The sequence below is a fragment of the Streptomyces sp. NPDC051664 genome (assembly GCF_044453545.1).
Classification (GTDB): domain Bacteria; phylum Actinomycetota; class Actinomycetes; order Streptomycetales; family Streptomycetaceae; genus Streptomyces.
In genome coordinates this window covers 24,086-36,229 of sequence record NZ_JBITCU010000049.1, presented here as the reverse complement: position 1 = coordinate 36,229, position 12,144 = coordinate 24,086, and the positions used below count along the sequence as shown (strand labels likewise).

At 68.8% G+C, this 12,144-nt stretch carries 10 protein-coding genes and 1 pseudogene; 4 read left to right on the top strand and 7 right to left on the bottom strand.

Going from position 1 to position 12,144, the window contains the following annotated elements; translation table 11 throughout:
- Positions 1-868: 868 nt before the first annotated feature.
- Entirely contained in the window at positions 869-1,261 is a 393-nt protein-coding gene (locus tag ACIA8E_RS39040; protein ID WP_326793372.1) for an ATP-binding protein, read from the top strand.
- A gap of 46 nt (positions 1,262-1,307) precedes the next feature.
- On the top strand, positions 1,308-1,667 hold the full coding sequence (locus ACIA8E_RS39035; protein ID WP_266980624.1) for a hypothetical protein: 360 nt from the start codon (positions 1,308-1,310) through the stop codon (positions 1,665-1,667).
- A 102-nt stretch (positions 1,668-1,769) separates the two neighbouring features.
- On the opposite strand, the gene ACIA8E_RS39030 is transcribed toward ACIA8E_RS39035, so the two are convergent.
- The 6 genes and pseudogenes from ACIA8E_RS39030 to ACIA8E_RS39005 form a co-directional block, all read right to left on the bottom strand.
- Positions 1,770-2,078: an SCO5918 family protein gene (locus ACIA8E_RS39030; RefSeq protein WP_399306174.1), complete on the bottom strand. Its 309-nt coding sequence runs from the start codon at positions 2,076-2,078 to the stop codon at positions 1,770-1,772.
- A 50-nt stretch (positions 2,079-2,128) separates the two neighbouring features.
- Positions 2,129-2,533 carry a CBS domain-containing protein gene (locus tag ACIA8E_RS39025; RefSeq protein WP_399306172.1) on the bottom strand — a complete coding sequence of 135 codons (405 nt, stop codon included), beginning with the start codon at positions 2,531-2,533 and terminating at the stop codon, positions 2,129-2,131.
- A 46-nt stretch (positions 2,534-2,579) separates the two neighbouring features.
- Positions 2,580-4,100, bottom strand: coding sequence for a DEAD/DEAH box helicase (locus ACIA8E_RS39020; protein ID WP_383105198.1), 1,521 nt, complete (start codon positions 4,098-4,100; stop codon positions 2,580-2,582).
- Between the two features lie 326 nt (positions 4,101-4,426).
- Positions 4,427-4,630, bottom strand: a complete 204-nt coding sequence (locus ACIA8E_RS39015; protein WP_030980875.1) for a cold-shock protein — start codon at positions 4,628-4,630, stop codon at positions 4,427-4,429.
- A gap of 465 nt (positions 4,631-5,095) precedes the next feature.
- A pseudogene (locus tag ACIA8E_RS39010) lies at positions 5,096-5,279 on the bottom strand (cold-shock protein); the annotation flags it as partial.
- Positions 5,280-5,518: 239 nt separating this feature from the next.
- Positions 5,519-5,857 carry a MerR family transcriptional regulator gene (locus tag ACIA8E_RS39005; RefSeq protein ID WP_329160235.1) on the bottom strand — a complete coding sequence of 113 codons (339 nt, stop codon included), beginning with the start codon at positions 5,855-5,857 and terminating at the stop codon, positions 5,519-5,521.
- Between the two features lie 679 nt (positions 5,858-6,536).
- Between ACIA8E_RS39005 and ACIA8E_RS39000 the strand changes: the two genes are divergently transcribed.
- Together ACIA8E_RS39000 and ACIA8E_RS38995 are read left to right on the top strand one after the other, a co-directional pair.
- Positions 6,537-7,076: an HdeD family acid-resistance protein gene (locus ACIA8E_RS39000; protein ID WP_399306166.1), complete on the top strand. Its 540-nt coding sequence runs from the start codon at positions 6,537-6,539 to the stop codon at positions 7,074-7,076.
- Positions 7,077-7,453: 377 nt separating this feature from the next.
- Positions 7,454-8,332 (top strand): hypothetical protein, encoded by an 879-nt coding sequence (locus ACIA8E_RS38995; RefSeq protein WP_399306163.1) that lies wholly within the window; start codon positions 7,454-7,456, stop codon positions 8,330-8,332.
- 184 nt (positions 8,333-8,516) lie between these two features.
- Here the strand turns inward: ACIA8E_RS38995 and ACIA8E_RS38990 are convergent, their stop codons facing one another.
- Positions 8,517-12,089 carry a GH32 C-terminal domain-containing protein gene (locus ACIA8E_RS38990; RefSeq protein ID WP_399306160.1) on the bottom strand — a complete coding sequence of 1,191 codons (3,573 nt, stop codon included), beginning with the start codon at positions 12,087-12,089 and terminating at the stop codon, positions 8,517-8,519.
- Positions 12,090-12,144: the final 55 nt, after the last annotated feature.

The window sequence follows — 12,144 nt, the reverse complement described above, 5'->3', positions numbered from 1 at the left end:
CGGCGGCCCCTGATCACTGCGGGCCACCCGGTCCGGCCGTCAGCCCCGTCACCAACAGCCCTGGCTTCGGAACTCCACCACCGCACCGTCCTGCGCACTGCAACTGCGTGTACTACTGCCCGGCAGTTCGTCTCTGCCGGGCCTTGCTGATCTCGGCTACGAGAGAAACCATAGCCACACCACCACCCAATGTCTACTCCAGCGGGCATAGATTTCCGCGCACTCGAAGATGAGGTAATTTGCGTCGACCGGTCTATGGATGGTTCAAGCGGCTCCGAAGCTCAGTCCGGCGCCCGGAGTGACGCACAGCCGTGCAGCACGTCGGGCTGAGCGTGACGTCGCCGACTGCGCCGCGGCTACCGTCGGCGGGCACCGGCCAACACTGGGCCGTGACTGACACACCGACCGGGGACGGACGTTTCCGGCTATATCACCCCACAGGTCTGCCGTTGACGGGCGTGGCACAAGGACCTGCGCCGCCCTCGACGATCCCGGCCCGATGATCGAGCAGCTCGTGGAAGCGTGCGTGCAGGCGCCGCGATCCGCAGCCTGGCGCTCCTGCTGCCGCGTCAGTGCCTTGTCGAGGATCTGTTTACTCGTCCCGCGGTCACTCTCGTGCTCGCCCGGCCGGTGGCATCGCCGTGGATGGGCCGCCTGCTCGAATCGGCGCGAGCCCACGACTCGGGCAGGCCGTGGGCCGGCATCGTGACACGGGCGCACGGCAGCGTGCGGCCACGCGTCGACTGTGGTCCTCAGTCCCCTTCGGCAAGCACTGTGGCTCTGCCGGGTTGGCGGGTGGAGGGGCGGGGCACAAGGGTCGGGTAAGCGAAGGCCGGGCATGGACGATCCACAGACCAGGGTGACCCTGATGAACATGATGACCGTCAATGCCACAACCGCCCGTTCCACGGGAGCCGTTGCCGACGCGCGTGACGCGGCTCGGGCCTTCCTCGAAGGCTTGCGGCAGCCGGCCGTGGCCCCTGACGCCGCGGACACCGTGGTCCTGGTCGTGTCCGAGCTCGTCACCAACGCCCTGCGCCACGGCGGGGGCACCTGCACATTGGAACTGACTGCGCACCCCGACACCATCGAGGTGGCCGTCCACGACCCCAGCCGGCATGCGCCGCGCATGCGCACCCCTGACCTGAACGGCGGCACCGGGGGCTTCGGCTGGCCCATGGTCAACCGACTCGCCCGCGCCACCGCGGTCACCCGCCGGGCCTCCGGCGGCAAAACCGTGAGCGCGCATCTTGCCTGGTAGCGCCACCGGTCAAGCAGCCGGATGGCCGGTGAATATAATCTGCCTCATGTCGAAGCCTGACGAGCTGCTCATTGACGTCGCTGCCCTGGTGGAGTCCGGGCAGAGCAATCAGATGTCCCTGACCGTAGTCACCGGTGGTGCTGTCATCACCGGTCGGCTGGCTCCCGAAGCCGTGTGGAGGCTGAGGGTGTCGGAGGTGCTGACGGACTCCGACCGCCTGGGAGAGTTCTCCTCCATCTTCGACGCCCCCACGAAGAAGGACGGGCCGCCCACGCATCTGCACTTCCATGTCGCCCGGATCCTGCAGGGCACGGTGGGCATCCCGGAGACGGGCGGGATGTACCGGGTCGCGATCGAGGACGTCAGCGCCTGGACCGTGGGCGACTTCAGCTATTCCGACCACTGAGCAACCAGTGCGGCGGGAACCCGTCGCACGCAGTGTGGGCCCGACCGGCGCGCCGGTCGGGCCCACTGCCGTTCAGGTGTCGACTCGTGCCTGTTCCGTCGGTCAGACGGATACGGGAGTGCCGAGCATCGCGGAAGCTCGCTGGAGCGAGCTGAGGATGCGCACGGGTGCGGCCTCGGGGAGGGTGCGGCAGGTGAAGCCGAGCTGAGTCATGGCCCGGAGGACCTCGGCGGCGCTGAAGTCACGGCGGTCCTGGCGGGTGACGACCTGGCCGACCTGCTTGCCGGGGTAGCGGCGGCGGCCGATGGTCACGGATTCGCCGGTGCCCGGTTCGGGCTTGATGCCCTTCATCGATTCCAGCACGCCGCTCTTGGTGAGCTCGAAGGGGAAGCGGGCGATGACGCAGCGCATGTGGCCGCACAGGGAGAAGGGGGAAAACGGTCCGACCAGAGTGAGGCGCTTCAGCGAGAGAAGGCGAGGATGCCCAGGGCGCTGCCTTGCTCCTCGACCACCGGCAGGGCACCGAGCCGGAGGCAGTGCATCGCGTGCTCGGCTCCGGCCGCAGTGGTCACGGGTGAGGTGAACGCGCCGTGGTCGCCGAGGATGTCGCGCAGGCGGACACGGTCCGTGTAAGCGGAGCTGTCACAAACGGCAGCCAGTTCGGTCTGGGTGACCAGGCCGGTGCGCTGGCCGTCCTGGTCGCAGACGACCAGTCGACCCGTGCGGGCGGCGGCCATGACGGACAGCGCCACCTCGACGCTCATGTCGTCACAGACCTGCGGTCCGGCCGCGTCCATGGTGTCGGCCACCGTCCTGTGCACGGGAGTGGCGCCCGCCGGGCGGGCTTGCATCTGAACCAGCGTCAAAATGTGCCTCCTGCAGAAGTGGGTCAGTTCCCTGATCACGAACGTTCTAGGCCGCCGCGTCGAAGGAGGACTGCCGTACGGTCACGCGCCGGGCCGCCGAAGCGGGGCTGCGTCGGCCTCGGGAGGCCGCGCTGCGGCTGCGCGGACGCCGCTCGGCCACCGGCGCGGTGATCGTCACGGGAATGCCGGAGGGGGGCTGGGCGCCGGTAATACGGCTGAGTGCCTCTTCCCCGGAGCGGACCTGGGTGGTCTGGGGCACGATGCCGGCGGCTGCCATGAGGCGGGTCATGTCGCGGCGCTGGTTGGGGGTGACCAGGGTGACGACGCTGCCGGACTCGCCGGCCCGCGCGGTGCGGCCGCCGCGGTGCAGGTAGTCCTTGTGGTCGGTCGGCGGGTCGACGTTGACGACGAGGTCGAGGTTGTCGACGTGGATACCGCGCGCCGCGACGTTCGTCGCGACGAGCACGGTGACGTGCCCGGTCTTGAACTGGGACAGGGTCCGGGTCCGCTGCGGCTGCGACTTCCCGCCGTGCAGCGCGGCGGCCCGCACCCCGCTGTTCAGCAGGTCCTGCGTCAGCCGGTCGACGGCGTGCTTGGTGTCCAGGAACATGATCACCCGGCCTTCGCGCGCCGCGATCTCCGTCGTCGTCCGGTGCTTGTCGGCGCCGTGGACGTGCAGGACGTGGTGCTCCATCGTGGTGACCGCGCCTGCGGACGGGTCGACGGAGTGGACCACCGGGTCGGTGAGGTAGCGGCGGACCAGGAGGTCGACGTTGCGGTCGAGGGTGGCGGAGAACAACATGCGCTGGCCCTCGGGGCGGACCTGGTCCAGGAGTGCGGTGACCTGGGGCATGAAGCCCATGTCGGCCATCTGGTCGGCCTCGTCGAGGACGGTGATCGCGACCTGGTTCAGCCGGCAGTCACCCCGGTCGATGAGGTCCTTCAGGCGGCCCGGCGTCGCGACGACGACTTCGGCGCCACCGCGCAGTGCGTTGACCTGCCTGCCGATCGGCATTCCGCCGACGACGGTGGCCAGGCGCAGCCTCACCGAGCGGGCGTAGGGGGTGAGGGCGTCGGTCACCTGTTGTGCCAGCTCACGCGTCGGTACGAGGATCAGGGCCAGCGGCTGGCAGGGCTCGGCGCGCTGTCCGGCGGTGCGGGCCAGCAGGGCCAGGCCGAAGGCGAGGGTCTTGCCTGAGCCGGTGCGCCCGCGACCGAGGACGTCGCGGCCCGCGAGGGTGTTGGGCAGGGTCGCGCCCTGGATCGGGAACGGGATGCGCATGCCTTGTGCGGTGAGCGAGGCCAGCAGCCGCTCGGGCATGTCGAGGTCGGCGAACGCCTCGACGGCGGGCAGCGCTGGGGTGATCGTCTCGGGCAGGGCGAACTCGCCCTGGGCCGCCGCGGGCCGCCGACCCTGGCCGCCCATGCGGCTCGGCCCTCCGGAACGGCGAGGGGCGGGCGAGCCGAAGCGGCTGCCCCGGGGCGAACCGGCGCCGGAGCCAACAGCGGGACCGCCGGTCCGGCTGCGGGTGCGGGAGGAGCGGTTGTTCGTACGTGAGGGGTTCATTCAGAACCTTCCTTGATACGGCACGTATCAAGGAATTCTCGCAGCAGAGGAACAGCGCGGGGAATCACAAGAACGGGCCGAACGAAATGCGAAAGCAGATCTGGCCTGCGGTGACTCCGGCGCAAATGCAGGCAATGAAACGGGTAACGTCATGCGGACGTTAAATCCCGGACGGCTACGGGCGCATCTTTAAAGAGGCCCGCGTTCTTGGAAAAATGTCCGTAGGTGTCGTTGCGGCACAGGGGAAACCCCAGGGAATGACCGTAGGTGGGGCCCGGCCCGCACCCCGAGGGATGCGGGCCCCAGCTACGGAGTGCGCGTCAGCGTCAGGCGGGAACGATGTTCTCGGCCGTCGGGCCCTTCTGGCCCGGCGCGATGTCGAAGGTGACCTTCTGACCTTCGAGCAGCTCACGGAAGCCCTCAGCCGCGATGTTCGAGAAGTGGGCGAACACGTCAGCGCCGCCACCGTCCTGCTCGATGAAGCCGAAACCCTTGGCCGCGTTGAACCACTTCACTGTGCCAGACGCCATGTCATATCTCCTTGTGGGGCAGTACGCCGAGACCCGCAATCCACGGATACCGGGTCGCCGCGATGATGCCCCGCCCGGAAAATGACCGGAAATACAAAACGCTTCCCGCGGCCGAAAAGCCCGGCGGAAGCGTTGAAGTTTTTGGGAACCACGACTGCAACTAGGAGCGACAGTAGCATGCGGTAGTGACCTGTGTACGGTTAATAATTCCGCTCTGTTCGTTGCAGCAAACACACTGTCCGCGCGGCGCATAAAACTCTCGTCTCGCGGTCATAGATATTGGCCCACCCAAAATGCAGCTTTCCAGAAAGGGCGGTCGCTGTTTACGGCTCGGAAGGCACAATTATTGCGGGTGGCACCGCCCTGCAACATCACCCCCATCAGCCCGTACGCCGGTCCCGACGCAGATCAGCGCCGCGCAGCGCTCTCACCAGTGCCCCAGATCCCACCACCGTCGACTGAGACTGAAGGGGGCGATGTCTCGGCCCGGGGCCTCTTCTGGCCCTGGGTGACGTCGAACGTCACGGCCTGGCCTTCCTGGAACTCACGTAAGCCCGCGGGCTGATCGCCCTACGGTGGGCGAACACGTCCGAGCCGCCGCTGTCCGGGCGATGAAGCCGCAGCCCCTCTGCGCGTTAAACCACTTCACAGTTCCCGCGGCCCTTGCCTCACGCCCTCCTGTCGATGAATGCGTCCTACGACATGCGGCAGACGAAGGCGGCCACCCTGGCCCCTCCGCCACAGCAGAACGCCCACGACGAAGGTGTGAGCGAAGGGAACTTCCTGTCAAGGCAGTTGGCACAGAAGCCACGCGTCCGCACGGCCTGTCACAACATGACGCGCCACACTCCCGACAGGCGTGTGCGGTACCGGCGGACACGCACCACCTCAGCCCTCGGTCGTCGGGTTCTCAGATTCGGCGGCGTGGCGGTATTTGGCGTTGATGCGCTGGGCTTCTTCGAGCTGGTCTTCCAGGATCACGATGCGACAGGCGGCCTCGATGGGGGTGCCCTGGTCGACGAGCTCCCGGGCGCGGGCAGCGATGCGCAGCTGGTAACGGGAGTAGCGGCGATGGCCGCCCTCGGAACGCAGCGGGGTGATGAGGCGGGCTTCACCGATGGCGCGGAGGAAGCTCTGTGTGGTGCCGAGCATTTCGGCGGCCCGGCCCATGGTGTAGGCAGGGTAGTCGTCGTCGTCGAGACGGCCGAACGAGTCGTCTGCTGTCATTGCACCTCTCTGTCGAACGCGTGGAGGGGCCCGGATGCCGTATGGCACCCGGGCCCCGAAGGAATTGCTACACCATCTGCCGACCCTGATACTGCGTCGGCCTTCTGTGTCCGCTGACCCGACCTGGAAGTTGTCGGGAGTGCGGGGATCGCGGTTGCTTGACCGGAGACCACCTCACTATCGATGTCCTGCGGTACCCGGGCTCAAGACTTCCACCCGGGCGATCCTGATGGCGCTCGACTCCTCCGTTTCTTCCCTCTGGGATCAATCACTTACCTACCGCTGGTACTGCTCTCAGCGCCACTCTTCGGCAGCCAGCCCCGTCGCCCGTCCTGCGTCTGCTCTGGCTTAGAACCCCACTGCCGAACCTCCCGGTGCGCGCGCCCGCAGCCGACGCCTTCACCGAGGTGCTGCTCACTGACTTCACTGCCGGGTACTGCGAACTGCGCTTACGGGTACTGCGTGAACTGGTACTGCTCACGGCGGCCCCTGATCACTGCGGGCCACCCGGTCCGATCGTCAGTCCCGTCGCCGTCCTGCAACAACCCTGGCTTCGAAACTCCACCACCGCACCGTCCTGCAAACTGCAACTGCGTGTACTGCCGCCCGGCAGTTCGTGTCTGCCAGGCTCCGCGGTCTCTCTGGGCTACGAGAGAAACCATAACCACACCACCACCCAATGTCTACTCCAGCCGACACAGATTTTCGTACGCTAGTCAGAGAGATAGTCGACCTCGACCTCTTCGGCGTCTATCTGCTGACAACCGGCGTCTTCGAGCTGGCCGGCGCCTTCGGCACCCACGTGCCCCGGCATCTTCGGCTGATGCATTTCCTCACAGGCTCGCTCTCCATCCTGCTGGGGTTGATCTGCTTCCGAGGCGCCCTGGAGTCGATCCTGCTGCTCGCCCTGTGGATCGGCTTCAGCTGGCTGCTGCGCGGCACCATGGAGACGGCCGCGGCTGTCTCAGCCCAGGACATGCCGGCCCGAGGCTGGCATGTGGCTTTCGGGATCATCAGCGCTCTGGCGGGCATCGTGCTGATCGTCTCGCCGTTCGCCTCGATCGCGGCACTCACCCTGGTAGTGGGCATCATGGCCATAGTCCTGGGCCTGACCGAGGTGGTCCGCGCCGTCATGATGCGCGTCAAAATGGGCCGTCTTGCTCCGGCCCCCGCCGCCCAGCGGCGCCCCCTGTTCCACCGTCCGCACCCCCAGCACTGATCACCGGAGCCGGATCGGCCGGCCACCGGCGAACAGCGAAAAGCCGCACGGCCGCCCGGCGAGTCGGACAATCTGTGGACCTGCCCGGTACAGCACGACGTTCGGCCATGATCTTCGAGGCTCGCGCGCTCCCGCATTGCCCGTTCTGTCTGGAACCTGCTGCGCGACTCGTCGCCAGCCAGGGCCGCGCCTGGACGGTGAAGCCGTCACCCTGCCGGCTCCCGTGCGGTGCCGGATCAGTTCCGGGACGCTACGGGTACGGCTGCGCGCTACCGACCGCCCTATGGCCCGAGTGGACCTTGCGGCTTTCCCCAAGTCACCCCAGCGGCAAACCCGTTGCTCAACGCATCGACGAACTCCTCACCTTCGCCGGCCTGTTGGCTGGCAACACCACCTCGATCCGCGCCGCGGTCCACCTGACCGGCACCACCGTCAGTAGCCACAACGTGTCCACGTTCCTCGCCGGCCTCACCCGCCACCAGGACGGCGCCGATGTCCTGCACACATTGATCCTGCTCGCCGACCACCTCGATGTGCACGGCGCCCCGATCGACTATGCACGTCGTCGTGCGCTGTTCGCCGCGCGCTCCCCCTTCATCGACGTGCAGACCTGGCTGGATCTGCAGCGGCGGCTGCGATCCAACCCCAGCCTCGACGCCGTACACGCACAACGCTGGCTATTCCACACCCTGACCGGATCATCCGCGCACCTCGCCCACCCGGACATCGCCCCCGCCACCCCCGTTCAACGCCAGCAATACCAGCGCTTTCGCTGGCGGATCCTGCCCCCCGAGGCCAAACTGCTCCACCGCACCGCACAGAACCTCCTCGAGGAGCACACCATCGACGAGCCCGTCCAATGGGCACCGCGGCTCCCCGCCCGCGCACTGCATGACCTCGTGCTCCCCGGGCCCGACACGGACAGCATCAGCGTCGCCCAGCTCCACCAGGCCGTTCCCGGCGGCGACTTCTCCATCGCCCAGCTCGCGCACACCTTGAACACCACCACCGCCCACGTCACCTACCTGCTGTCGAAGCACCCCGTCGACTGGAGCCCACCACGGTTTCGGCGCACCCAGCACACCGCCACCCGCGTCGGGCAGTGGCGCATCTGGTACGAACACGACCGCCTATCGCTGCAAGCCATCGCCGATCGAGAGGAGGCCAGCCTCGCCACCGTCCGCCTCGCACTGCTGAAGAACGGCACCGAGCTCCGCCCTGCCGGGTCTCAGCAGGGCCGCCAGCGAAGGAGGTGAGCTTTCCGGGAGCGGAGACAAGTGGGCCCTTCCGCGGGGCGTCGCCGAGGGCCGATCTCGCCAATTCGGGAAGGGGTTCCGAACCCACTCACAGCGGATTGTCCTTCCAGCGCGCAGAGGCTCCGCCCCGCTACTCGGGGGGTGGAGCCTCGCGGGCATTGCCGTAGGTCGGCCGGGTCCGTGGTTACAGCTGCTTCACGTACGTGTCCTGGTAGGCCGCCCTCCCTCCGAACACGTTGAGGCCGATGTGTCCGCTCGTGTACGTCGTGTCCGTCACGTCGATGCTCCGCTCGCCGTTGAGGAACACCTGGATGCGGTCGCCCTCGGTGAGGATGCGGACGGGGTAGGTCGTGCCGCGGCGGAGCAGGGCCGGGACGCGGGCGAGGGCGGCGCCGTCGTCGAAGAAGCCGTTGGCCTTGGCGACCAGGCGGATCACGCGTAGGTCGGGGTCGATGTTGAGGCAGTAGGCATCGGTGCCGTCGGAGGAGGCGCGCCAGAGGAGGGAGAGGGCGCCGCCCGTGTCCGGGTCGGGGCCGCCGAGCCGGACCAGGGTGGTGAGGTCCAAGTCCGTCGCCGTGTGGGACGAGATCGCGTTGGAGTCCTTGTCGAAGCTTCCGGCGCGGCCCGCGCTGTCCGTCGACCAGCGGCCCGCGGGGGTGATCGTCAAGTTGCCGAGGTCCGAGCGGAATTCACCGCCGGTCGGGGCGGCCACCAGCGGCTTCACACGGTCCACCAGGCGGAAGGTGCTGTCCAGCCTGTGCACCTTGAGCGACTCGATGTGTGCGGTGCCGCCCTTGGCGTAGAAGGCCATGCCGTCGGCGTCCGGGCCGGGGAAGATCAGGCTGGTCACGGCGGCCTGTCCGTCCCCGCCGAATGCCTCGACCGAGGACGAGTCAACGTACACGCGCAGGGTCACGCGGCCGTCGGTCGTCTTCATCGGCGCGACCGTGCGGCCCGTGAAGTACTGCGTGAAGTCACTCAGGCCCGATGCCGAGCGGTCCACGAACAGCTCCTGCGCCTCCGCGTGGTATCCGACCGTCGTGTGCTGGTCGTCGTCGGTCCGGAGCCGGAAGCCGACCTCCGTGGCGGTGCCAAGGGTGATCTCGGCCTCGATCTCGTAGGCGATACCCGTGACACGTGTGAGCGGATTCGCCGAGTCGGGGCCGACGGAGAGGTTCTTGCGGGTCGTGGCAGAGGAGCGCAGGGCGGTCAGCTCGCGGACCGGGCGCTGCACCAGGCGTACGCCGTCGGCGGTGTTCGTGAGTGTCAGTTCGCGGGGGGTGCTCAGCTGGCCGTTCCAGCCGCCGGTCGGGGCGCTGAAGGGGTAGTCCCAGTTGCTCATCCAGCCGAGCCAGACGCGGCGGTCGTCGGGCAGGCCGTAGAAGGACATGGCGGCGTAGTAGTCACGGCCGGAGTCGGCGCGCAGGACCGTGCCGGCCTTCTGGTCGGGAGTGAAGCCGGTGCCGTTCCAGTCACCCGTGAAGTACTGGGCGGCCGAGCCGTTCGTGGCGCGTACGGCACCGGTGCTCAGGGTGAGGACCCACTTCACCTTGTCCTTGTCGCCGTCGACCGGCAGCGGGAAGAAGTCGGGGCACTCCCAGACGCCGGGCGTGGCCCAGTCGCCGTAGCCGAAGGAGCTGACCTGGGTCCAGGTGAGGAGGTCGGTGGAGGTGAAGAAGCGGATGTGGTCGCCGCCGGAGACGACCATCAGCCACTGGTCGTGAGCCTCGTCGCGGATGACCTTCGGGTCGCGGAAGGTCCAGTCGGCGTCGGGGCCGCCCGGGTTCTGCACGGCCGGGGTCGAGCCGCCGTGCAGCTGCCAGGAGCGGCCGTTGTCCTTGCTGTACGCGATGCGCACGCTGGCGTTCCCGCCCGGCTTGTCCGGGTGGTGGCTCGTGTAATAGGCGATCAGGCCCGAGCCGCCGTCGAAGAGACCGGAGGTGTCGTCGGCGTCCACGACCGCGCAGCCGGTCCAGCAGTGGCCGTAGGCGTTCCAGGGCAGAGCGATCGGCAGGGGACGCCAGTGGACGAGGTCGGTGCTGACCGCGTGCGCCCAGCGGCCCTCGTCCTGGTGGAAGAGGTGGTACTCGCCGTCGTGGTGCAGCAGGCCGCAGGGGTCGCTGGTGGAGCCGGTGAGCTGGGAGTAGTGGTACGTGGGGCGGTACGGCTCGGTGAAGTGGTCGGCGGTGCCGCGCACCTCGACGTTCTGGAAGTACGACGTCCCGTGCGCGGCCGCGGTGCCGAAGGTGGCACCCTTGGTGCGGGACACGCGGGTCTTGAGCGCCCGTACGCCGTCCACGTACACCTCGATGGTTCTGCCCGTCGCGCGGGCCTCGACGCGGTAGGTGGCGCCGGCCGTGATGCGCCGGACCGGGCCGGAGGCGGAGGCGAGGCGGGCGCCGGAGGAACGGTCCAGCAGGACGACGGCGTTGCGGCCGGCTTCCAGGCGGGCTTCGTAGCCGCCGGAGCCGTTCGCGGACGCGCGCAGGACGAGGCCGGCCGAGGAGGAGCGGTCGCCGGGTGTGATGTCGGCTCTCGCTACCAGGTCGCCGTCGGTGAAGGGTGCCGTGCGCAGGCCGTTCTCGCCGCGGATGCCGCGCAGGTCGGGGGTCCAGGTGCCGGAGCGGGCCGTCCAGCCCTGGAGGCAGGTGGCGAGGTCGGCCGCGGCGATGTTCTCGAAGGACACCGCTCCGGCCGATGCCGTGACGGCGAGTCGGCCCTTCGTGTGGGTGGAGTCCTGGGCGGTGATGACGGGGCTGTAGCCGTCGGGAGAGAAGAAGTTGGACTGCCAGTGCACGCGCAGTTCGTCGTGTTCGGCTTCGATGCGCAGGCGGTAGACCGTGTCGGCCTTGATGGTGGTCGCGTAGGTGCCGAGGGTGACGTTGCCGTCGATGCGGTAGAGCCTCAGCCTGCCCTGGTCCGCGTCGACTTGGACGCCGTATCCGTGCGTGGCCGTGGCGTCGGTGCGCACCAGCAGTGAGGTGATGGCGGAGGCGTCGTGCAGGAGCAGGTCGGCCTGGAGCGCGGTGTCGTACGTCTGGGTCGTGGTGATGGCGCGGGCGGTGGCTCCCTGGGTTGGGGCCCCGCGCCAGCCCAGCGGACTCGCCGTCCAAGTGCCGCCGCTCGTGGTCCAGCCGGTGAGGTTGGTGGTGACTGAGGAGAGGGAGGGCGGGCCGAAGGTGACCTTGCCGCCCTGCGCGAGCAGGCCCACCGAGCCGGTGTCGTGGCGGTGGTCCTCGGTGTGGAGGAGCCGCTTGCCGTCGACATGTACCGTCAGCTCGGGTCCGTCGACTGCCACTTCGAGGTCATGGGGTCTTGCGGTCCGCGCTCCTGGAAGTGGAGCGGTGGCGAGTGTGTCGCCGCCGGCCAGGTCGTAGAGCCGTATGCGGGAGCGGCCGGGGTCGAGGGCGATCGCGTATCCGGTCGAGCCGTCGAGGGCGGCCCGGAACACCAACGCGCCTACGGAGGAGGAGGATTGGGGCGTTATGCGGGCCGCGTACGTGCCCTTGGCCGCGAGTTGCTGCTCGGACAGGGCGAGGGCGGGCCCGCGACGGCCGGCTGTCGCCTTCTGGCCGCCGTCGGAGGTGCGGGTCCAGGTGCCGGTGACGGGGATGGGGTCGGGAATCGGGGTGGCGGCGGGGGTCGCTCCGGCGGCGCTCGGGGCGGCGGCCTGTGCTGCGGGGAGGATACCTCCGAGAGGCAGCAGGGTGGCGGCGGTTCCTCCGGCGAGCAGGAGGGTACGGCGGGACACGCTCATGGCGGCTCCTGAGGGAGAACAGGGAGGGGGCCACGGCCCGGGGGGACGTCCACCC

Bases quoted from the DNA above. Each gene is read 5' to 3' on its own strand.
- ACIA8E_RS39030 (WP_399306174.1), bottom strand. From the start codon at position 2,078: ATGCGCTGCGTCATCGCCCGCTTCCCCTTCGAGCTCACCAAGAGCGGC.
- ACIA8E_RS39000 (WP_399306166.1), top strand. From the start codon at position 6,537: ATGTCTACTCCAGCCGACACAGATTTTCGTACGCTAGTCAGAGAGATA.
- ACIA8E_RS39020 (WP_383105198.1), bottom strand. From the start codon at position 4,100: ATGAACCCCTCACGTACGAACAACCGCTCCTCCCGCACCCGCAGCCGG.
- ACIA8E_RS39035 (WP_266980624.1), top strand. From the start codon at position 1,308: ATGTCGAAGCCTGACGAGCTGCTCATTGACGTCGCTGCCCTGGTGGAG.
- ACIA8E_RS38990 (WP_399306160.1), bottom strand. From the start codon at position 12,089: ATGAGCGTGTCCCGCCGTACCCTCCTGCTCGCCGGAGGAACCGCCGCC.
- ACIA8E_RS39040 (WP_326793372.1), top strand. From the start codon at position 869: ATGAACATGATGACCGTCAATGCCACAACCGCCCGTTCCACGGGAGCC.
- ACIA8E_RS39005 (WP_329160235.1), bottom strand. From the start codon at position 5,857: ATGACAGCAGACGACTCGTTCGGCCGTCTCGACGACGACGACTACCCT.
- ACIA8E_RS39015 (WP_030980875.1), bottom strand. From the start codon at position 4,630: ATGGCGTCTGGCACAGTGAAGTGGTTCAACGCGGCCAAGGGTTTCGGC.